Raw genomic sequence first — 22,516 nt, 5'->3', positions numbered from 1 at the left:
AATTAGCACGGGATTAAATTACGCTTTTTTCAAAAACTCTGTTTTTAGGTATATTTTAGTTCCGTTTACGCGACCCTCTATATGATCTGCAACATCTGAGGGTATAGATATATTTCTAACGGTTGTGCCTCTTTTTGCAGTAAAACCGGCGCCTTTTACCTCTAAATCCTTTATGATAACGACGCTGTCACCGGCATTTAACACAACACCGTTAGAATCTTTGACGATTACATTGCTTGAGTTGCTCCCAGCTCCGGCATCTGCCCAAGCTTTAAGACTATCTTCCATATAAATCATATCAACCAAATCTTCTCTTCCAAGAGTCTTTAAAAGTCTATACGACATAACTAAGACGGCAGGAACTTCGCTCCACATACTGTCATTTAAGCAGTTAAAGTGCGCCTCATCCATTTTATGAGGATTTTCTATCTGGTCTCTACATGTAGAACATACATATATAGATTGCTCTGCACTTGCGTCTGATGGAGCAACTTCAAAAACACTAAGCCCCTCACTGCTTTTGCAAAGTTCACATACACCGCCGCTTCTACTCATTAACTCTTTTTCTGTATTCATTATTCTTTCCTTAAATTTATGAAATAAATTAAAGGGAACCTTATCCCTATTTTGTCCGCAAAAGGAACAAGTCCCTTTTGCTTCGCTAGCCGCACGGGCACTAAAGCTATTTTTTAAATTCTAAAGCATCTTCGCTAGTCGAAGTTTTCGTTTTTGTTTTATTAAAGGCTTTTTGCGCCTCTTCTTCATTGTAGTTTCTGCACTTCTCAATCATCTCAGGATTTTGTTCGGATCCGATGTTATCACACATAGCAAAACTAAATTCAAAGTGTGTACACCCGCTAAATAAAAAACTAGCTATTAAAATATATTTCCACATAAAATTATCCTTTTTTTATTATCAAATCTAAATATTTTGACGGAGTTTTTTTCATCATTTCCTGTGCCAACCATCTTATTTGAAAGTATGCCGCACCGCTATCTCTTAGCGTAAAATAGTTTTTAAGACTTCTTAGATTAAATGTCACGACCATATCAACTTTAAAGTTATCAGTTACTATATGCTTAAACGCATCACCGACATTTCGTTTCTTTTTTCCGTTCTCAAGTGCATCAAACAACGCTTGTGAGTCGCCAGTAAACTCATTTAAAAGAGAGAACGAACTTTTTGCTACGGCTATCTCGTTAAAACTTTCTACCGTTTTTGACTGATACTTTAGCTTATCATACATTGCACCGATTTCGATTTTGTTATACTCTTCATCGCATGTGACAAGCATATCAAAACCCAAAACCTTAGATATAAAAAAGTCTCTGTTATTGGTTGCCTGCGAAGCGACAAAAGCATTGATAACAGAACTCATAGTGTAACGCGTACTTCTAACGCTTATAGCTTGTATACGATGACGAGCGTGTTCTTGAAGTACGCCTCTGCTTGTTCCTCTTATAAGAAAACTTAAATTTGCATGCTCTAAAATAGAGTGATGAAAATGTGTCCAAGCCAAATCATTTAACAGATTCGACTCCTCTATATCGTTTATCTTTTTACATGTAGCGCTATCAGGCATATTTTTTTCAATGTATTTAATAGCCTCATTTTCGCTGTTTTCAAATGAGTCGTAACAAGTTCTAGCTGCCGCTTCAGCTACTCCTATACCCGTATCTTGCATTAAGATTACTTCAGGTTTTGAATATTTTATACCGTATACATCTTCCATACATCAATCCTAACTTATGCTAACTATTATTTTACAATTAAAAAGCTTCATATAATCAAAAAATATCAAGTAAACATCTAATTTCGGCGTAACCGTAGCGTAACAAAATGAACATAATATTTTAAAAAATTTACGAAGGAGTAAATATGAAACTATTACTATACATATTAATCTTTTCAACATTAAACGCGTCTATGTTTACACTTAGCAGCGATAACAAAAAACACTCAAACATTGCAGAAGAGTTTAGACAAAATGTTAATGACGCAAACTCTATAATTTGGCGTGGAGAATACGATAAAATATCTCCGTACAAATCAAATATCGTATCGATTATGAAAAAAATTGAAAATCTCGATATTTCAAAAGAGAATAAAAGCCAACTAAAAAATGATCTTCAAACCTATGCAGATCTTGTTAATGTTATTGCAGATAGCCTGCAAAAAGAGGCACCGACCTTAAATAGCCACTATGTCGAAACTATCGATAAACTGGAAACATTCAATAAAAGAATCTCCAATATAGGATTTTATACACTGATAACACACTGGAGAGAACTAAGCAGCATCAAAAATGATTTTGTTAAAAAACCAAGTCCGACTCTTGAGAAGAGATTTGAAAATATATGGAACGAAATGACGGTTACGATAACCGAGCTTTATCTCGATGATGAAGTCGAAAAGTTCCTATTTAACTATATGAACCATTATAAACTCTATTTTAAAGAGATAAATCAAGCATATAAAAGAGCAAACTACGACAATATCAATAAACTAAAACCTCTAAGCTATAAAATAAAAGCAGAACTTGAAGTTCTTTAGAGGCGCTCTTTAATTTTACTTCTGAATTCCGTTCACGATAGGGACAAAGTCGCACTCTTCCAGCTCCTCTTTTTGCAAAGAGTTGCCTACTTTTTTAAAACGGGTTATGATCTGCCTTGAGCCGACCTGCATAGGAGCTACTAAAATCCCGCCCTCGCTTAGCTGTTCAAAAAGCTTTTGCGGTATAGTTTTTGCCGTTGCCGAAAACAGAATCCTGTCATAAGGGGCAAACTGAACCCATCCGTTTTGCCCGTCGTCAATTCTTGTATGGATATTATTAATACTAAGTTTTTTAAAGCGGGATTTTGCCTCTATCATCAGAGATTCTATCCTCTCAATTGTAAAAACACCGCGAAATATATGCGAAAGTACGGCTGCTTGATAACCGCTTCCGCAACCTATCTCTAAAACTCTATCATTTTTTTTCGGCTCAAGATACTGCGTCATTTTCGCAACCGTCAAAGGAGAACTTATCCACTGGGCAGAACCCATAGGCAGAGCGTCTAGTTTATATGCGCTCTGTTTAAACCCAAACGGAACAAACTCTTCTCTGTTTGTTTTGGCAATTGCATTTTTTACACTCTCGTTTAGAGGAAATATTTTATGACACTCATCGGCTAATTTTGCGGTTTTTGTTGCTGTAATTCTATCCAATGCCGACATCCATATATTTTCTCATCGAAATAATCTCTTTTTTATCATAACTTACCTCTAAGCAAGCTCTGTTCTCATTTCTCTCATCTTCTCCGTGCGGTCTTATAATTCCGCTCATTTTCGTGCAATCTATATTTTGTGAATCGCTTGCAACGACATAACACTGATTTATAATGGCAAGTGTTTGCGTTATAACCTTAAAGTGTTCTGTTCTTAAAACTCCCCACCAAGAAGGAACCGCAATAACATCACATCCCTCCAGTTTTTGCCAAAGTGTTTTAAAACGAAGCTCAAAACAGATTAAAATACCTATCTTTATGCCCTCAACCTCGACAATCTTGATATCCTCATCACTTCCCTCGGACATATATTTATGTTCATTGCCGAAGCGAAAAAGTTTTGCCTTTGCTCTCTCATAAACAATTTCGCCGTTAAAAAATATCTTGGCAAAATTAAAAACTTCTTCACCCCTTCTCTCAAGCATAGTCAGTATAATAATTTTGTCTTTAGAGGCAATTTTGAGCTTCTCGTTTGCTATATGTGAAAACTTAACCGCTTTGTCATAGTTTTCATAATCAAAACCGGTTAAACAAACCTCAGGAGCGACAATAAGAGATTTTTTTGATGTTTCTTCGACTAACTCCAAAAGTGTTTGTAAGTTAGCGTTATAATCTTTTACGGTAGCAAAAAGAAGTGAGTAGAGTTTATACCCGCTCTTCTTAGAAGTCGTCATCAAAGCTTAAACTTCCTTTTGAGTAGTTCGCAACGGTTCCCTCAAAAAAGTTTGTTTTTTGGTCGTTAAATTTTGAAAAATCATCAACCCATTTTATAGGATTTGTCACATTATAAAGTTTTGCAAATCCGACACTTGAGAGTCTGTCGTCTGCCAAATATTGGATATACTGCTCCAAAATAGCGTCCGTTAATCCTAAAATCTGCCCCTGCGTTATATATTTTCCCCATGCAACTTCAAGCTCAACCGCTTCTTTAAACATCGCTATAACTTCCTCTTTTAACTGCTCGCTAAAGAGATCCGGTCGCTCTTTTCTAAGAGAATTTATCAGATTTTGAAACAAAACCAAGTGAGTAACTTCATCTCTTTGGATAAATCTGATCATCTGTGCAGAACCCAGCATTTTTCCGCTTCTAGCAAGCGTATATATATACGCAAAACCGCTGTAAAAGTAGATTCCCTCTAAAATCTGATTTGCAAAACAGGCTTTTACGAAATTATGCTCGGTAGGATTTTTGGAAAGCTCTTCATAAACTTTTGCTATTGCGTCGTTTTTTGACTTAAGCATCATATCGCGGCGCCAAAGATCATATATCTCTTTAGAATTTACGGATATGCTGTCAACCATAACGGCATAACTTTGAGAGTGGAGTGCTTCTTCATAAGCTTGGCGAACCAATATGAGGTTAATTTCAGGAGCCGTTACATAAGGATTTATATTATCCATTATGTTATTTGTTTGCAATGAATCCATAAAAATTAGCTGTGAAAGCGCCTTATCATACGCATCTTTTTCCATCTCGGTAATATGTTTATAATCACTCACATCGCGGGTCATATCGACCTCTTTTGGGAACCAAGTGTTATTTAACATCATCTCCCAAAGATTGTAAGCCCACTGATATTTTATGTCATTTAGTTCAAATATTCCGGTAGGATTTCCGCCGAATATTCGTCTCTCGTTTACATTTTCATTCGACTGGGGATTATATATTTTTTTTCTGTTCATAATCTACTCCGAAAATTTAGTTTGGTATTGTATCTTTATGAAGATTTTAATTTGATAAATAGAACTAACTAGAAATAATAAATTGCAAACTAAAACAATCAGGTACTTTTCATCATTTAACAGTCTCTTTTATTTTATTCTCATTATAACCTTCTGCACCGTGAGATTTGCTAAAACTGCCGGCGGATTTGTCAATGGACTGAACAGCCTCATTTTTAAGATTTGTTACCGTATTTCCGGTCTCATGAGAGTAGATGATATATACACCGACTGCCAAAGTCAGCAGCAGCAATTTAAAACTGTTATTTCTATAAAAAAAGAAAGCTATTAAAACAACTACAAGCAAAGAGATTGGGTACAATAATCCATCCATCTTTTATCCTTTTTACTAAAAGTATAACATAGTTAAATTATTAATGAAGAAGTTTTACACACGCCAAGCTCTCTTGGTGTGTGTAGGAGGTATTTATTTTTAGTGTAAAAAAGAATTACTTACGAGTATGTCTTTTTCTTTCACTCTCTGTTAAGAATTTTTTACGGATACGAATGCTCTTAGGCGTAACTTCAAGTAATTCATCATCTTCAATCCACTCTAATGCACGCTCTAACGACATATCACGAGGCGGGATAAGTTTAATCGCTTCATCTGCTCCGCTTGAACGAACATTTGATTGTGCTTTTCCTTTAATAGGATTTACGACAAGGTCATTTGAACGAGAGTGCTCTCCAACAATCATACCTTCATAAACTTTTGTTTGCGGCCCGATAAAAAGAACCCCTCTATCTTGTATGTTAAATAGTGAATACGCAAGCGTATCACCGTCTTCCATAGATATAAGCGCACCATAGCTTCTTGACTCAACGCTGCCGCTGTATGGACGGAACTCTAAGAAAGAGTGATTCATTATACCCTCGCCTTTAGTGTCTGTTAGAAACTGTCCGCGGAATCCAATCAATGCACGAGCAGGAATCTCAAACTCGATTCTTTGGAAGCCTTGACCCATAGGAATCATAGATTTCATCTCTGCTTTTCTTTTTCCGAGACGCTCAATTACAGTACCGCTTAACTCTTCAGGAACATCGATAACTAAATGCTCAAACGGTTCACATTTAACGCCTTCAATCTCTCTAACGATAACTTCAGGACGAGATACGCCAAACTCATAATTTTCACGACGCATATTTTCAGCCAAAATAGTTATTTGAAGCTCACCGCGACCTGAAACTTTAAACTTACCCTCGCCTACAACTTCAAGTTTCATTGCAACATTTGTTGTCATTTCAAACTCTAGTCTATCTTTGAGCTTATTTGAAGTCACATGCTTACCCTCTTGACCGGCAAGCGGAGAGTCGTTTACTGAAAAAATAACCGTCAAAGTCGGCTCTTCGATATGCATCGGATCAAGCGGCATCGGGTTCGCAGGATCACAAATAGTATCTCCGACATCAACAGTCTCTAAACCTGCGAATGCAACGATATCACCTGCTTCAGCTTCTTGAATTTCCATACGGTTAAGTCCATGAAAACCGATAAGTTTACTTATTTTACCTTTTACAAGCTCGCCGTCAGCTTTTGCAAGCATAACATTGTCACCTTTTCTAATAACACCGTTGAAAATACGAGAAATTCCTATTTTACCTACATAGTTATCATAGTCAAGTGTGAAAACTTGAGCCTGTGTGTGATTTTCTCTGTCGCCCTCAGGTTCAGGTATTTTATTTATGATTGTTTCAAAAATACATTGAAAATCGCCACCCTCTTCGCTCATATCAAGTTTTGCGATACCGTCTCTTGCAGCTGCGTAGATGATTGGGAAGTCTAGTTGATCTTCAGTTGCACCCATAGCAACAAATAAGTCAAACATTTCATCAACAACGCGTTCCGGCTCTGCTGAAGGCTTATCAATCTTATTAATTACGACAATCGGTTTTTTACCGAGTGCTAACATCTTCTTAACAACGAATTTAGTTTGAGGCATAACACCCTCATAAGCATCAACAAGAACTAAAACGCCGTCAACCATTTTTAAAACGCGTTCTACTTCTCCACCGAAATCCGCGTGACCCGGAGTATCGATGATATTGATTTTAAATTCTTTATAACGGATAGCCGTATTTTTAGATAAAATCGTAATACCACGCTCTTTTTCTAAGTCATTGCTATCCATAGCTCTTTCATCATGTTGCTCATGAGCACCGTATGTTCCCGACTGCTCAAGCAGTCCATCAACTAATGTAGTTTTACCATGGTCAACATGGGCGATTACTGCAATATTTCTAATCTTTTGCACAAGGCTTCCTTCTTTGGTTCCTTAAAAAATAATGAAACCAAGATAAAATTTTCGCGATTATACCCAAATAAATGTTATATCTGCGTAAAAGTAGTGATATAATACATATAGAGCACAAAATAGGCAAAACAATGAAGCAAATATACACAAGGCGCCATATATTTTTAGGATTAATATGATTAATTATCCTAGTAAATTAAATATTATATTTGACAAACTGAAAAATTACGATATCAAACCTATAATTGTAGGCGGATTTATCAGAGACTCTTTGCTAAAAATAGAGTCAAAAGATATTGATATCGAGGTGTATGGAGAGATATCTTTTAAAAAGCTCGAAGATATACTAAAAGAGTTTGGAAATGTTAATGTTGTCGGAAAAAGTTTTGGAGTTTGTAAACTAAAATTTGAAGATTATGATTTAGATTTTTCTTTCCCTAGAATAGATAATAAAATTAAGTCGGGACATCGCGGATTTGATGTAGAGATAGACTCAAATCTTGACTTTAAAACTGCAGCCTCAAGAAGAGATTTTACAATCAACGCCATCGGCTACGATGTAGAGGAAAAAAAATTATTAGACCCTTTTTGCGGGGCAGACGATTTAAGAAATAAAATACTAAGAGCGGTAAATTTAAAAAGTTTTATAGAGGATCCTTTAAGGGTTTTAAGAGCCGCACAATTTTGTGCTAGATTCGACCTGAAAATAGAAGATAATTTATTTTTTACTTGTAAAGATATGATTTCTAAAAATTTGTTAGCCGAACTGCCAAAAGAGAGAATATTTGAAGAGATAAAAAAACTTCTTTTAAAATCACAAAAACCCTCATACGGATTTAAGCTCTTAAAAGAGTTCGGCACTGATATATACACTGATAATATCTCCGTAATTGACGAGATAGCAAAACGGCTAACGACTAACAATCAAACAAATCTTGTTTTAATGTTAGCAGGGCTTTGTTATAACTTTGAGCTAACTCAAACAGAAAATTTTATATTAAAACTAACGGACGAAAAAGAGTTATTAAAGAGAGTTATTAATCTAGTTCAGGCAAATAACGAAATAGATAATATATACAAAAACTCTACGGATGATTATCTGCTTTATAAGCTTGCTGCAAAAGTAAATATAGACGAACTTTTAATTTTAAACAGTTCAATCTATTTTGCTAAAAACAGCCAAAAAGTTTACAGAGCCGGCGAAGAGATTTATAAAAGAGCCAAAGAGTTAAATATATTAAAAGAGAAGCTTCCTACTCTTTTAATGGGCAGGGATATTTTGAAACTTGGGCTTAAAGCCTCGCCAAAATTTTCAAAAATACTAGATGAAGCCTATGAGGCTCAAATGCATGGCAAATTTAAAAATCATAACGAGGCAATGCTTTGGTTAAAAGAGTATTTAAAGCTTTGAACTGTCAATCTCTATGACTGTATGAACATTTCCTCTTGGGTTGTAATCTGCCACAATTTTCATATATTTGGGTTTTAATTTTCTCTCCAAAACATCATAAATTTCATTTGCACTGTTTTCATGTGATATGTGTCTATCTCTAAAAGAGTTTATATATAATTTTATCGCTTTTAGTTCAACTACCCATTCATCCGGCGTATATTCAAGATATATCGTTGCATAGTCGGGATAACCGCTTCTTGGACAAAGACAAGAGAACTCAGGAAGCGTCATCTTTATAAGATAGTTTCTTTTATGTTCGTTTGGCCAAATTTCCAAATCTTTTTCTACGTCAAACTCATTAACAATTTTTTCACCGTATTTCATCATAACTCCTTAAATTTTTCTAACGGTGCTAAATATTTACCCTGTAAATAATCAACTCCCAACTCTTTTGCCAAACCTTTAACATCCTCATTTTCAATCATCTTAATCCAAGTTTTAATTCCATTTTCATGAGCCATAACATTAAAACCGCTAAGGATATTTTTGTGTGTTTTCTCGCTTATATCTTTTGTATAAAAAAAATCAAACCTAACTATATCAATATTTAAATCTCTTAAATATAAAAAACTTGTGTGTAAAGAGCCAAGCCTGTCAACGGCTATCATAACTCCCAAATCTTTTAGCTGCTGCAATATAACATTAAATTTTTCTATCCTTGGATAATACTCACTCTCATTTAATAGTAATATGATTCTATTTTCCGAGCACTTATTTTTATAAAAGAGATCTTTCATTTTAGCCAGTACAATCGGATTTCGAATAGAAGTAGGCGATATAGAGACGGCAAATCTTTCGTTATCCGATTTTTTGCACATCTCTATGACTTTTTCTAAAACTATTAAATCATAATCAGCCATAAGTCTAAGTTTATTTAAAACTTTTATATAGCTTTTTGGATGCAATACCTTGCCGTCTTGTGCTTTTAATTTAATAAAGCACTCTTTAAATACACTAGACTCTTTTTCAAAAATATTTTGTGTAAAAATTATTAAATCTCTTTTTTTAATAGCATTAATTACATAATATTCTAAATCACTCGGATTCATTTCATCATTTATATCCGTAACAGTAAATTTAGAGTTTTTATTTTTATTTTGTTGTTCAAAAAGATTTTCAATTAAATAATCAAGATTATTTGAAAGATTTATATCATTTATAGCGCCGGTTATCTGTACTTCAATATCATCTACTTTAAACTCATCGCTCTTAAGGCACATAAGTTCCATAACTGTTTTATATTGACTCTTATTTCCCTTTAGACCTATTATAAAATCACCGCCTTTTATACGTCCGATCGGAAAATTAACTATATCTTTGGATTTGAGATATTTGCCTATCCATTTAAGTGTTTTAAAAAGAACTTTATCGCCGTTTTTTATGCCGTAACGACTGTTTATCTCATATAGATTATTTACACTAATAAGTAAAAGCGTATATTCGTTAGAATTTTTTAACTCTTTTTTTAGACACTCATACATATACTCTCTAGTAAAAGCTTTTGATACATTGTCGGTTATCTTTGTGTCAAAACCTTTATATATAAGATGAAAAATAAAATATATACTAAAAAATAGAATTAGTATAGATTCAACATAAAAAGAGGTGTTTAAACTCTCTTTACTTGAAATAAATGTGTGAGAAATAAGAGCAAAGACAAGAGCAAAAATAGGAAGACCCATTCTAAGCGCTAACTTAAAACGGTACTCTCTCTCTTTAGTTTGCGGAAGTAACATTTGAATATTTAAATGTTAAACATCTAAGTGTTTAACATCTTTAGCATGTGTTTCTATATAATTACGGCGAGGTTCAACTTCATCACCCATAAATAGAGTAAAAGTGTCACTCGCAAGTCCCGCATCATCAATTGTTACTTGTAATAAAACTCTGTTTTCAGGAGTCATTGTAGTCTCCCAAAGTTGATCCGGATTCATCTCTCCAAGACCTTTATAGCGTTGAATATATGCACCTTTTTTTGCATAATCGGTAACACTGCTTAGTACATTGAGAACATCATCTTTAAAGTCTAAATTCCACTCTTTTATTTTTCTATATACAAAACTTGCTTCACAAAAGTGAGGAGCCGCAAATAAATCATCATTTATAAGCAACTCTTCCATTCCGCCCTTTGTTTGAACAAAAATATGAACCGACTCTTCATTAATACTTTTTGTTAAAATATTATTTCCGGTTTCAGTTAAAAATTGTTCAATTTTTTCATACATAGATTTTATATCTAAACCTATTAAATCAGGATTTTCTATAAAATAACGAATCAAATCAACTAATGCATATCTTCTCTCTAATGCTTCAAGCGAACCTCTATAGTGGTCAACCATTTTAAAATATGAAACTAAATCATTATGTCCGACACTCTGCTCTTCTAAAGATTCAATACCGTTTTCAATAAGAAAATCATTCATTTGACGATCGTCTTTAAAATAGATCTCTTTTTTACCTTTTTTATAACGGTAAAGCGGCGGTTGAGCTAAATATAGATACCCTTTTTCGATAACGGCACGGAAATGACGGAAGAAAAATGTAAGTAAAAGAGTTTGAATATGGCTTCCGTCGACATCCGCATCGGTCATAATAATTATTTTATGATAACGAAGTTTATCCTCATTGTATTCATCACCGATTCCACAGCCCATAGCCGTTATCATATTGGTAATCTCTTCAGATTTTAGAATCTTATCAAGTCTTGCTTTTTCAACATTTAAAATCTTACCTTTAAGCGGTAAAATAGCTTGAAATACTCTGTCACGACCCATTTTAGCAGAACCGCCAGCAGAATCACCTTCCACCAGATAAAGTTCACAGATAGATGCATCTTTACTTTGGCAATCTGCAAGTTTTCCCGGAAGTGTTCCTACACTCATAGAATCTTTTCTACGAGTAAGCTCTCTAGCTTTTTTAGCAGCCTCACGACCGCGTGCCGCCATCAGTGATTTTGCAACTATCGCTTTTGCTTCGATTGGATTTTCTTCAAAATATTTACTCAAAAGTTCATATGTAGACTTTTGAACTAACGGTCTTACATAAGTATTTCCAAGTTTGCCTTTTGTTTGTCCCTCAAATTGCGGTTCAGGAACACGTACGGAAACAACGGCAATAAGACCTTCACTAGTATCTTCACCGCTTATTTTTACATCTTTTTCTTTTGCCGCACCGTTTTGCGCATTATAATTTGATATTACACGAGTTAAACCTGCTCTAAAACCGGCTTCATGCGTTCCGCCGTTTGGAGTTCTTATGTTATTGACAAAAGAGTAAACTTTTTCATCATAAGTATCATTGTACATAAGCGCTATATCAAACTCTATATCTTCTATTTTTGAGCTAAATTCAAAAACTTTTGCAACTTCTTGTTTTTTATTTAAATCATTTACATATTGAGCAATACCGCCTTCAAAGTGGTATGTTTGTGAAATATTTACTCTTTCATCTTTAAAAATAATAGTGATAAACGGGTTTAAGTAAGCTAATTCTTTAAATCTTCGAGCTAAATATTCATACTCAAAAATTATAGTTTCGGTAAATATACTCGGATCCGGAGAAAATTCTATGGTAGTACCGGTTTTTTTAGTAGTCCCTATTACTTTTAAAACTTCTTGCGGAATCCCTTTTTTAAAATCTTGCTCAAATATTTCACCGTTTCTATGAATCGTCATTTTAAGATCAGACGATAAAGCATTTACAACCGATACACCGACACCGTGAAGACCGCCTGAAACTTTATAAGTGTCTTTATCAAATTTACCGCCGGCGTGAAGAACGGTTAAAACAACGGTAGCCGCACTCATCCCCTCAGTCGGGTGCATATCTGTAGGAATACCGCGTCCATTATCCGATACTTTACATGTTCCGTTTTTTGTAAGAGTTACATTTATCGTATTACAATGTCCCGCCATTGCCTCATCTATAGAGTTATCAATAACTTCATAAACTAAATGATGTAAACCGCGATGACCGGTATCGCCGATATACATACCGGGTCTTTTACGAACTGCTTCTAGTCCTTTTAAGACTTTAATATTACTAGCGCCGTAATCTTGTTCCATTTAATACTCCATATTTCGTTTAACATATTTGACATAATTAAAGCTATTTTATCTAATTTATTCTAAAAGGAAGTTTTATAGGCTAAAAACAGAGGATTAAGGATTTTTTTTATAATTTTTTTTTAGATTGCTTCACTTTGTTCGCAATGACGAAGTAATCTAAAATCTTTTTAATTAGAATTTATATAACTATCGGCATTACTACGGTTTTAAAATTATTTTCACTTAAAACAAACGGTAAATTACTCTCATTTAAACCGATACTAAATTCTGAGTTATTTATACTGTTTAGAAAATCTAAAAGATATCTAGTATTAATCGCAATAACAAACGGAGATGAAAAGCCGGTTTCATAACTCATTTCTGTTTTTGCTTCGATGTTATCGTCACTTAATGATTCAAAAACAATGGAGTTGTTTAAAAAAGTAATTTTTACATCAGTAGAAATAGTCGTAATTTGTTTAAGTGACTCTATCATTTCTGCTTTTGGCAGTGTTAAAGTTTTTGATATTTCTTTTGGGATTATTCTTGAATATTCAGGAAATTTTCCATTTATAAGTTTTGTAAAAAAAGTGTATTGATTTGAGTGAATAATCAAACTTGTTTCATCATAATAGAGTTCAATATTGTCAAAAAAGAGTTTTTGAATTTCAATAATTGCTTTTTTTGGAATGATGATAGAGAGCTCGTTGTTGTTTTGATTTTCTATATTAACGACTGCCAATCTTCTAGTATCGGTTGAAGCAAAGTTTATACCGCTGCTTTTTATATCGATTAAAGCGCCGTTTAGTTCAAATTTAGGATTATTGCTGTCAATCGACGGGGTCACTTTTTTAAGTGATTCTATAAGCAGATGTGAGTTGATTGAAATTTGAGGTTTTCCTTCATAGACAGGAAATAGAGGAAACTCTTTGTAAGAAAAAGTCGGCAGTTTAAAATTTGAATTTGACTGGGAGATATAGAGCATATCATTTTTAGTTTCTAAGTTAATGTTGCCGTCTTTTAAAATTCTAATAATATCTAATAATTTTTTACCGTTTGCCGTAACTGTTCCGTTTTCGGTAATATTTATATTGTCAGTATAAATTTGTAAACCTATTTCATAGTCGGTTGCTTTTACGGTTAATTTTGAATCCAAAACATCTATTAAGATATGGGATGTGATTTGTGAGGTATCTTTTTTTTCTAAAAACGGTTGAGCGTGAATTAGTATATTTTCAATGACAGATTTTTGTATTGTTATCTTCATTAGAATCCCTATTTATTATATAAAATTATAGTATTAGTAGTAGGTGAAAGTGATAATGTGAATATCGCCGTTTCATCCCTATTTTAAGGTATTTGTAAATGTGATGAATCTTTAAAATTTCATTCACATTTGTTCACTTTAGCAATTATATCTTTTTTTTTATTTTTTAAGAAGATGATGTAATTTTATTTGTCAACTCTTCTATTTTAACTTTAAAATCTTCATCATTTTGTATTAGTTCGTTTATTTTTTTAAGTGTGTGGCTTATTGCCGTATGATCTTGCATTCCAAAGTATTGAGCGAGTTGCGGCATAGTATTTTGTGTTAGTTCACGGCAAAGATATATAGCTATTCTTCTGGCGTAAACTAAATTTTTACTTCTGCCTTTTGAACGAATTTCACTTGGTTTAATATTTAAATCTTTTGCAACATTTTGCGTAATAATGTCAAGAGTAAGATTAGCGCGGTTTTCTTGGAGTTGGTCTTTTAATACATTTTTCGTAAACTGTAAATCTATGTCAACATGCATAAGTTGTGAATATGCATGAAGTTTTGAGAGTATTCCCTCAATTTCACGAACATTGCTCTCTATAACGGTTGCGATATAGTGAATAATATCTTTTGTAAGGATGACTTTGTTTATCTTACACTTATTTTCAATAATTGCTATTTTAGTTTCAAGTTCAGGCGGTTGAATATCTGCAACAAGCCCGTGTTCAAAACGGCTTTGAAGTCTTTTTTCAAGTCCGGCTATTTTTTTAGGATGTTTGTCGGCTGTTAAAATAATTTGTTTTCCGATACCTTTAAGTGCTTCAAAAGTATGAAAAAATTCCTCTTGAATCCCCTCTTTGTTGCTTAAGAACTGGATATCATCTATCAAAAGAACATCGCATTTACGATATTTTTCTTGAAATCTCTCCATTGTTTTATTTCTAACATGACGAATAAAATCATTTAAAAACTGCTCAACCGTGGTGTAAATAACGATTTTTCCTTGATTTTGCAAAACATTGCCTGCTGCTTGCATAAGGTGAGTTTTTCCAAGACCTACACCTCCATAAATAAAAACAGGATTATAAAGTTCACCTGGTTTTTCACTTACACTTTTTATTGTTGCATATGCAAACTGATTTGAACCGCCGACCATAAAATTTTCAAATGTATGAGATGGGTTTAAAAGCGAGTGCTGTTGGGGTTTTTGCTCTTTTTTTATTTCTACTTTTTTATCTTCAATTTGATTTTTTAATACAATTTTTACATTTAGGATTAAAGATTCATGCACTTCAAAGAGGTGTCTGATTTTTGAACTATATCTGTTTTTTATCCAGTTTAAGACTAAATTGTTCGGTGCGTAAAAGATAGCAGTATCATTAGTAGATTTTTTCGTATCATAAACGAGATGTTTGATATATCTATTGTATTCTATTTCAGGTATCTCTTCTTTAAGCAGAAGTAAAATTTTTTGACCGATATTCACAAAAAGCCTTTTATAGGTGTTTATATATTTATGTGAATAATAGCTATAATTCCCATAAACAAAGTTAAAACTATGTGAATAGCTCGTCTATAACATGTGAAAGTATTAAATGATAATTTTAGGAATCGACCCGGGTACTAGAAAAATGGGTTATGCTCTTATCTCTTTGGAAAAAGGAAAGATAGCTTTAGTTGAGGCTGGGCTTATAAAGATAAAAGCAGAGGAGCTGCAGTTTCAGATTCCGCAAATGGTTGAAGCTTTTGAGAGTATATTTAAAAATCATAAGATAGATGAAGTAGCAATCGAAGATATTTTTTATGCGCATAACCCAAAAACAACTATAAAACTTGCCCAATTCCGCGGAGCGATAATGCTTATGCTTCTTCAGCAGTTTGGGCAGTTTAACGAGTACACAGCACTTCAGGTTAAACAAGCACTAACCGGAAACGGCAAAGCAACGAAAGAGCAAGTTGCATTTATGGCAAAGAGACTTTTAAACATAAAAAAAGAGATAAAACCGCTTGATATCACGGATGCGATTGCCGTTGCTATAACACACTCGCAAAGAGTTAGACTAAAACTGCAATAACCCTTAATCAACACTCTCAAATCTAAATTTTTATTATTTCCAATTATATTTGGTTTTAAGCTTAATCTAATATATATATACTTTGTAAAATTTTGCTAAAAATAGTGAAATAAATAAAATTTAAAGGATATTTAGAATGGGATTTTTTACGAAAATTTGCCGAATTTAACTCTGCCGTTGACACTCATAATGCGATTCGTAGTAGCAACCATAATAGGGTATCACTGGTAAGAGCGATATTTACTTATCTTTTAATTAAAGAGTTCGGTTAAAAGTAATTTAAACATACATGTATTATTATGACATACATCATAATAAAGGTTGTCATAATGTTTATAAATAGAAAAGATGAACTTCAAACGCTAGAGAGCGAGTATGCTAAACAAATGGCTTCATTTAGTGTTATTTATGGCAGAAGAAGAGTCGGTAAAACGGCTCTCATCGGTAAATATATTCAAAACAAGCCTCATATTTATTTTTATGCGACTGAATCCAACCTTGACGGGCAGCTTGAAAAATTTGTAAAAGAGATTGTAAAACTCTCTGCTCTTCCTTATGCCAGTAACTTATCATTTAAAAATTTTGAAGAAGTTTTTGAGTTTATCTCTACACTTAAGTTGGAAAAAAAACTCATCATTGCTATAGATGAGTATCAAAATCTATGCTATCTTGATAAAGGTTTCTCTTCTGTTTTACAAAAAGCATGGGATATGTATCTTTGTAAATCAAATATACATCTCATTTTATGCGGTTCTGTTTTTTCTATGATGCACTCTGAAGTTTTAGCCTACAACGCTCCGCTTTATGGGAGAAGAACAACAAATATTCATTTAAAAGCCATAAAATTTAGGTACTTAAAAGAGTTTTTGCCAAATATGAAAAAAACAGAGCTTATGGAGATATATTCTTCATTTGGAACTATCCCAAAATATCTTCAAATGTATGAAAAAAACAAAAGTTTTGAACAAAATATAGTTGATAATATTTTGGATAAAAATTCTTATCTTTACAGTGAAGGAAATTTCTTACTCAAACAAGAGATAAATGATGCAGGAAGCTACTTTTCCATTTTAGAGAGCATCTCAAAAGGCAATACAAAAGTAGGAGGCATCGCAAAGGATTTGAAACTGCATTCATCATATCTACCAAAATATCTTGGCAAACTTATTGAGCTTGACATCTTAGAAAAAGAGGTGCCAATCACTGAGTCTAATCCGCTTAAAAGTAAACTTGGAAGATATAAAATCAAAGATAAATTTCTAAATTTTTGGTTTTACTATGTTTATAAAAACTACAACTATCTTGAGATAAATCAAACTGAGCAGGTTTTGCAAGAGATAAAACTAAATTTTAACGATAGGTTTGTATCTTTTGCGTTTGAAGATGTTATACATGAAGAGATATTGCTTGAACCGTTAAAATATTTAGAGTTTGTACCTACAAAAATCGGGCGATGGTGGAGTAACAAAGAGGAGATTGACTTAGTGGCGTTCGATGATGAAAATATCTGTTTTATAGAGTGCAAATGGCGAAATAAAGTAGATAAGAAAAAAGTGCAACAGCAACTAATAAATAAATCTGTACATGTCAAAGATGAAAGAAAACGCTTTTTTTTAGTTATAACTAAAGAAGAATTTGAAACTAAAAAATAATTTAATAAGAGATCTCACTCTTGTTTTATATCAAAGAGTAAATTTTTTAAAACAGTATAATTTTAAAACAGTATAAATTAAGGAAAAATTATGAATCCATATCTAAATTTACCGGATGGACATCCGGTTAGAGTATATTTGGAAGAAAATATGCTTATGAGAGGGTTAATCTCAAGTATCATCAGCATCAATATAGTAGAAAATTTTGAAGAGTTTGAAGATAAGTTTAAAAAACTTTGTCTTGTTGAAAAACATTTTGCAAGAAAAGAGAACCAACTTTTTCCATATCTTGAAAAGTACGGCTGGACTAGTCCGTCACAAAATATGTGGGCTTTTCATGATGACATAAGAGCAGAAATAAAAACTGCAAGAGCTTTGGTTGAAGAAAAAAATATGCCCGCACTAATGCAGCAGTTACAGAGAGTTTTTGGAAGCCTAGAACATATTATGCAGGTTGAAGAGGGAAGACTTTTGCCAAATGCTATGAATATGTTGGACGAAGAGGACTGGAAAGAGATGAGAGCCGGAGATGAAGAGATAGGCTGGATGTTTGATAAAGCACCTGCAGCGTATCCTCCGCATGTAGAGGGCGAATATATCCATCCGTCTCAAGACAAACAGAAAAGAAAACTTCCTTTTTCGCTTGAGAATAGAATAAAGTTGGATGAGGGTTACATGCTGCCTGAGCAGATTAACTGGCTTTTGAAGTTTATGCCGGTTGATATCACTTATGTTGATGAAAATGACATCGTTATCTTTTATAACCGCGGAGATGAGAGAGTATTTCCAAGAAGTGCGGGAATTATCGGTCGTGAGGTAAAATTTTGCCATCCTCCAAAATCCGTTGACCAAGTTTTAATGATTTTGCGAGAGTTTAAAGCAGGTCGCAGAGACGAGGCAGAATTTTGGATAACTTTTAAAGGCAAGTTTATTCACATACGTTACTTTGCTATCAGAGACGATGAGGGCAACTACAAAGGCGTTATAGAAGTTTCTCAAGATGTTACTCACATTAGAGGTTTAGAAGGTCAACAGAGATTGTTGGACTGGGAATAAGATATAATTTCAAAAAAATATGCCTCGCAAGAGGCTCTTTAGTGCCATAGCGGCTAGCGATACAAAAAGGGACTTGTTCCTTTTTGTAAACAAATAAATGGAGGTTTTCTTCATTTTATGAAATAAAATTAAGGAAAAAATATATGTCAAAATTTGAAAATGTAACGGTAGTAAAAAAAGCAAATATCTACTATGATGGAAAAGTTACAAGCAGAACGGTTGAGTTTGCGGACGGTAGTAAAAAAACTCTCGGTATTATGATGCCGGGTGATTATTCGTTTGGAACAGATGCTGCCGAAATCATGGAGATAATGAGCGGAGATTTGGAGATAAGACTGCCAAACGAGGAGTGGAAAACTCTAAACACGCCTGAGACATTTAGCGTGCCTGCGAACTCCTCATTTGATTTAAAAATCAAAACTGTTACGGATTACTGCTGTTCATATATAAAATAACTCCGGATTATTAATCCGGAGTTCTCTCTTTTGGACCTGTATATAATTGTCTAGGGCGGGCAATTTTTATAGTTTTTTGCTGACTTAACTCACTCCACTGCGCAATCCAGCCCGGTGTTCTGCCTATTACAAATATAACCGCAAACATCTCTTTTGGAATTTTTAACGCTTGAAGAATAAGTCCTGAATAAAAATCGATATTTGGGTATAAACTGCGGCTTATAAAGTACTCATCGCTTAGAGCAATCTTCTCTATTTTATTTGCAACTTCGACAAGTTCACTGCTTATGCCTAACTCTTCCATAAGCTCATTGCGGAGGTTTTTAAGAATGGTAGCACGAGGATCAAAGTTTTTATATACACGGTGCCCGAATCCCATCAGTTTAAACGGGTCATCTTTATCTTTTGCACGTGCAATAAACTCATCTACCCTATCAACCGTTCCTATCATCTCTAGTTGACGAATAACGCTCTCATTTGCTCCACCATGGCTTTTTCCCCATAAAGCACCTATGCCGGCACTTATGGCTGCGTAAGGATGTGCATTTGTTGAGGCTAGATTTCTAACAGCCGTGGTTGATGCATTTTGCTCATGGTCGGCATGAAGAGTAAAGATAGTGTCAAGAGCTTTTATTTCTATAGGTTTTAACTCTATATAACTGTGAGGGTAGGCTCTTAACATATATAGAAAATTTTCCGTAAACCCTTTGTTCATATCGGGATATATAATAGGCAAGCCGTTAGAGTATCTATATGAAAAAGCTGCAAGTGTAGGAATCTTGGCAACAATTCTGTTCGCCATTTCAGTATACTCTCTTTTATTTTTTATCTCTAAATGTTTATAGTAAAATGTTGAGAGTGCGGAGACACCGGCTGAGAGAATTGCCATCGGATGTGCGCCGTCTGGGAAAGAGTCAAAGAGCTTTTTAATCCCCTCGTGCACGAATGAGCGTTTTTTCATCTCCAGAGTAAAATTATCAAGCTCCTCTTTAGTCGGCAGTTCGCCGTTTAAAAGAAGATAGGCGGTATCCAAAAAACTTTTTTGATTTGCAAGGTATGCTATGTCATACCCTCTATACATAAGTTTTCCGGCATCACCGTCTATATATGTAATGTCGGATTTACAAGATGCGGTGGATGTGTAACCCTCATCATAAGTAAACATTTTAGTCTCTTTGTAGAGAGTTGAAATATCAATTACGGATGGACCTACCGTCGCATCCAATATCGGAAACTCATAACTTTTACCGTCACGATTGTTTGTTAGTGTTACTGTATCTCTGCTCATAATCTACCCCTTTTTTTGATAGTAAACTTCTTCCATAACCTAGATCCTTTGGTCATTCAGGATCTAGTTCGACAATTGTTCAGAGGCTTTAAATAATTATACTATATAAATTGTGCAACAAGCTTGGTTAAACTTGCCTCATCCAAAGCGCCTGAAACTCTATGTACCTCTTTGCCGCTCTTAAAAATTATGATAGTCGGGATGCTTCGTATCCCAAATCTTGCTCCTAGATGCTGTTCATTCTCCGTGTTTACTTTTGCAAAGAGTGCTTTGAGAGGAAATTTTGTTGCACTTTTCTCAAAATTTGGAGCCATCATCTTGCATGGTCCGCACCACGGTGCCCAGAAATCTATTATTACGGGAATATCGCTATTTACGATGATTTCGTCAAAGTTAACACTTGTTAACTCGATGGGTTTTGTATCTAAAAGCGAACTTTTACACTTTCCACAGTTAGCTTTTGCGTAAGAGTCTCTTTGCGGAACATTATTGACGCTTTTGCAATGCGGACATACGACTCTCATAAAGTCTCCTTAAAGTACGATGGCTAATATATAGCCTTTTCTATAGATAAAGACTCTTTTTTTATCTTTTGAGCCAGTTGCTCTTTTAAAGTCGTCTAAGGTAGCGATTTCATTATCTTCTACTTGTATGATTATGTCATTTTTTCTCACGCCTGCACTGTAAGCCTCGCTTTTTTCATCTACATTGATGACTAATACACCGTTAATGGTAATGTTTAGTTGTTGTTTATGGGTAGGGTTAATTTGAGTTAATTTTAAGCCTTTGTACTCAAGTTCGCCGTTTAGAGTTTTGTTATCAAGTGTTGCCAGCATTACATTTTTCGTATCTACTTTTTTATCTCTTAGAAACTTTACGGTTACCGTTTTAGATGGAGCGTATGAACCTATCGTATTTTTGAGTTCGCTTGCACTTCCTATCTTTTTGCCGTTTACTTCAATAATTAAATCCCCTCTTTTAAGCCCTGCTTTTGCAGCCGGTGAGTTATCCTCTACGCTTGTTATGAGGGCTCCGTAGTTATCATTATAAAATTTACTCATATCATCGCTGATATCTGAGATATTTACTCCTAGATATGCACGGGTGTATTTACCGCTCTCTATTAAGCTTGTTGCTACGGTTGTAACCATATTTGAGGGGATTGCAAAACCAATTCCTACATTTCCGCCCGATTTTGAGATAATCGCCGAGTTAATTCCTATTAAGTGTCCTGCAGAGTTTATAAGCGCTCCGCCTGAGTTTCCGGGATTTATAGATGCATCCGTTTGTATAAAATCCTCATACTCTACAATTCCTACACCGCTTCTGCCCGTTGCCGATACGATTCCTTGAGTTATAGTCTCACCGACTCCAAACGGATTGCCGAGTGCAAAAACCACATCGCCTACTTTTACTTTGTCGGAGTCGTAAAATGTTACGGCATTTAGGTTTTTTGCCTCTATTTTGATGATAGCCAAATCACTCTTTTCGTCTTTGCCGATAAGTTTAGCTTCATACTCTTTTTTATCGCCTGCTAAGTTAACTATGATTTTGTTTGCACCCTCAACAACATGATTGTTGGTTACGATGTAGCCGTCTTGTGAAACTACCACGCCTGAACCTAATGCTTGTTGAATTCTATCTTGCGGAATATCTCCGTATCCTTTGAAAAATTCTTTAAAAAACGGGTCATTAAAAAAAGGATTTGCACCTAATTGATTGCTGTTTACCTCTTTTTTTATAGAAATATTAACGATACTTGTTCTTACATTTTCTAAAACATTGTTGTAAGAGAGTATCTGATTTTGAGCAGTGGGGTAAGTTCTTTCAAGGTTTTTCGGTGCGTATTTAAACTCAACGCTATCTTTTGCGTAAACGAGTGTTAGTGCCAGTGAGCATAATAAAAACAATCTTCTCATTTGAATTCCTTTAAAATTAAATGAGAATATTTTATATCATAAACGGTTTACAAATTACTAACAAAAAATTTTA

Annotated in this window: 22 protein-coding genes; 6 read left to right on the top strand and 16 right to left on the bottom strand. The window is 34.2% G+C overall.

The annotated features are described in order from the left end of the window. Positions 1-18 precede the first annotated feature (18 nt). The 3 genes from PHQ93_RS04965 to PHQ93_RS04955 form a co-directional block, all read right to left on the bottom strand. A complete protein-coding gene (locus tag PHQ93_RS04965; protein WP_299941649.1) occupies positions 19-576 on the bottom strand; it encodes an alkylphosphonate utilization protein in 558 nt (185 codons plus the stop codon). 106 nt (positions 577-682) lie between these two features. After that, positions 683-895, bottom strand: a complete 213-nt coding sequence (locus PHQ93_RS04960; RefSeq protein WP_299941646.1) for a hypothetical protein — start codon at positions 893-895, stop codon at positions 683-685. A gap of 4 nt (positions 896-899) precedes the next feature. Continuing rightward, positions 900-1,733, bottom strand: coding sequence for an FAD-dependent thymidylate synthase (locus PHQ93_RS04955; protein ID WP_299941644.1), 834 nt, complete (start codon positions 1,731-1,733; stop codon positions 900-902). Between the two features lie 146 nt (positions 1,734-1,879). Between PHQ93_RS04955 and PHQ93_RS04950 the strand changes: the two genes are divergently transcribed. Next, positions 1,880-2,554, top strand: coding sequence for a hypothetical protein (locus tag PHQ93_RS04950; protein ID WP_299941642.1), 675 nt, complete (start codon positions 1,880-1,882; stop codon positions 2,552-2,554). A gap of 15 nt (positions 2,555-2,569) precedes the next feature. Here PHQ93_RS04950 and PHQ93_RS04945 read toward each other — a convergent pair whose 3' ends face one another. From PHQ93_RS04945 to typA, 5 genes are all read right to left on the bottom strand, one after another. Beyond that, complete coding sequence (locus PHQ93_RS04945; protein ID WP_299941641.1) at positions 2,570-3,217, bottom strand: protein-L-isoaspartate(D-aspartate) O-methyltransferase; 648 nt, start codon at positions 3,215-3,217, stop codon at positions 2,570-2,572. Beyond that, entirely contained in the window at positions 3,201-3,941 is a 741-nt protein-coding gene (locus tag PHQ93_RS04940) for a carbon-nitrogen hydrolase family protein (RefSeq protein WP_299941639.1), read from the bottom strand. The genes PHQ93_RS04945 and PHQ93_RS04940 overlap by 17 nt, the downstream gene beginning before the upstream one ends. Beyond that, positions 3,928-4,950 carry a ribonucleotide-diphosphate reductase subunit beta gene (locus PHQ93_RS04935; protein WP_299941637.1) on the bottom strand — a complete coding sequence of 341 codons (1,023 nt, stop codon included), beginning with the start codon at positions 4,948-4,950 and terminating at the stop codon, positions 3,928-3,930. Before PHQ93_RS04935 ends, PHQ93_RS04940 begins: the two co-directional genes overlap by 14 nt. Positions 4,951-5,062: 112 nt before the next feature. After that, positions 5,063-5,323: a hypothetical protein gene (locus PHQ93_RS04930; protein ID WP_299941634.1), complete on the bottom strand. Its 261-nt coding sequence runs from the start codon at positions 5,321-5,323 to the stop codon at positions 5,063-5,065. Positions 5,324-5,438: 115 nt separating this feature from the next. Continuing rightward, on the bottom strand, positions 5,439-7,241 hold the full coding sequence (gene typA / locus PHQ93_RS04925) for a translational GTPase TypA (protein WP_299941632.1): 1,803 nt from the start codon (positions 7,239-7,241) through the stop codon (positions 5,439-5,441). A gap of 175 nt (positions 7,242-7,416) precedes the next feature. On the opposite strand from typA, the gene PHQ93_RS04920 reads away from it, so the two are divergent. Next, positions 7,417-8,652, top strand: a complete 1,236-nt coding sequence (locus PHQ93_RS04920; protein WP_299941628.1) for a CCA tRNA nucleotidyltransferase — start codon at positions 7,417-7,419, stop codon at positions 8,650-8,652. On the opposite strand, the gene queF is transcribed toward PHQ93_RS04920, so the two are convergent. The 5 genes from queF to dnaA form a co-directional block, all read right to left on the bottom strand. Beyond that, positions 8,641-9,018 carry a preQ(1) synthase gene (gene queF, locus PHQ93_RS04915; protein WP_299941625.1) on the bottom strand — a complete coding sequence of 126 codons (378 nt, stop codon included), beginning with the start codon at positions 9,016-9,018 and terminating at the stop codon, positions 8,641-8,643. The two genes, PHQ93_RS04920 and queF, sit on opposite strands and share 12 nt — an antisense overlap. After that, positions 9,018-10,430: a GGDEF domain-containing protein gene (locus PHQ93_RS04910; protein WP_299941622.1), complete on the bottom strand. Its 1,413-nt coding sequence runs from the start codon at positions 10,428-10,430 to the stop codon at positions 9,018-9,020. Before PHQ93_RS04910 ends, queF begins: the two co-directional genes overlap by 1 nt. Before the next feature lie 15 nt (positions 10,431-10,445). After that, the gene (gene gyrB / locus PHQ93_RS04905; RefSeq protein WP_299941619.1) at positions 10,446-12,758 is read right to left on the bottom strand and encodes a DNA topoisomerase (ATP-hydrolyzing) subunit B; all 2,313 of its coding nucleotides are present in this window, start codon (positions 12,756-12,758) and stop codon (positions 10,446-10,448) included. Positions 12,759-12,939: 181 nt separating this feature from the next. Then, on the bottom strand, positions 12,940-14,007 hold the full coding sequence (gene dnaN / locus PHQ93_RS04900) for a DNA polymerase III subunit beta (protein WP_299941617.1): 1,068 nt from the start codon (positions 14,005-14,007) through the stop codon (positions 12,940-12,942). Between the two features lie 166 nt (positions 14,008-14,173). Beyond that, positions 14,174-15,484: a chromosomal replication initiator protein DnaA gene (gene dnaA, locus PHQ93_RS04895; protein ID WP_299941615.1), complete on the bottom strand. Its 1,311-nt coding sequence runs from the start codon at positions 15,482-15,484 to the stop codon at positions 14,174-14,176. 109 nt (positions 15,485-15,593) lie between these two features. On the opposite strand from dnaA, the gene ruvC reads away from it, so the two are divergent. From ruvC to PHQ93_RS04875, 4 genes are all read left to right on the top strand, one after another. Then, positions 15,594-16,073, top strand: a complete 480-nt coding sequence (gene ruvC, locus PHQ93_RS04890; protein WP_299941612.1) for a crossover junction endodeoxyribonuclease RuvC — start codon at positions 15,594-15,596, stop codon at positions 16,071-16,073. A gap of 329 nt (positions 16,074-16,402) precedes the next feature. Then, positions 16,403-17,725, top strand: a complete 1,323-nt coding sequence (locus PHQ93_RS04885; protein WP_299941610.1) for an ATP-binding protein — start codon at positions 16,403-16,405, stop codon at positions 17,723-17,725. 90 nt (positions 17,726-17,815) lie between these two features. Next, positions 17,816-18,781: a PAS domain-containing protein gene (locus PHQ93_RS04880; protein ID WP_299941606.1), complete on the top strand. Its 966-nt coding sequence runs from the start codon at positions 17,816-17,818 to the stop codon at positions 18,779-18,781. 143 nt (positions 18,782-18,924) lie between these two features. Further along, on the top strand, positions 18,925-19,236 hold the full coding sequence (locus PHQ93_RS04875; protein WP_299941604.1) for a pyrimidine/purine nucleoside phosphorylase: 312 nt from the start codon (positions 18,925-18,927) through the stop codon (positions 19,234-19,236). A 10-nt stretch (positions 19,237-19,246) separates the two neighbouring features. Here the strand turns inward: PHQ93_RS04875 and PHQ93_RS04870 are convergent, their stop codons facing one another. The 3 genes from PHQ93_RS04870 to PHQ93_RS04860 form a co-directional block, all read right to left on the bottom strand. Further along, a complete protein-coding gene (locus PHQ93_RS04870) occupies positions 19,247-20,524 on the bottom strand; it encodes a citrate synthase (RefSeq protein ID WP_299941602.1) in 1,278 nt (425 codons plus the stop codon). Positions 20,525-20,625: 101 nt separating this feature from the next. After that, on the bottom strand, positions 20,626-21,048 hold the full coding sequence (gene trxC, locus PHQ93_RS04865; RefSeq protein WP_299941600.1) for a thioredoxin TrxC: 423 nt from the start codon (positions 21,046-21,048) through the stop codon (positions 20,626-20,628). 9 nt (positions 21,049-21,057) lie between these two features. Then, positions 21,058-22,443: a Do family serine endopeptidase gene (locus PHQ93_RS04860; RefSeq protein WP_299941598.1), complete on the bottom strand. Its 1,386-nt coding sequence runs from the start codon at positions 22,441-22,443 to the stop codon at positions 21,058-21,060. Between the last annotated feature and the right edge of the window lie 73 nt (positions 22,444-22,516).

Origin of the sequence: Sulfurimonas sp., from assembly GCF_028714975.1 — a bacterium.
GTDB lineage: Bacteria > Campylobacterota > Campylobacteria > Campylobacterales > Sulfurimonadaceae > Sulfurimonas.
Note: the sequence above shows the minus strand (reverse complement) of the source record. Positions and strands in the feature narration are given on the sequence as shown.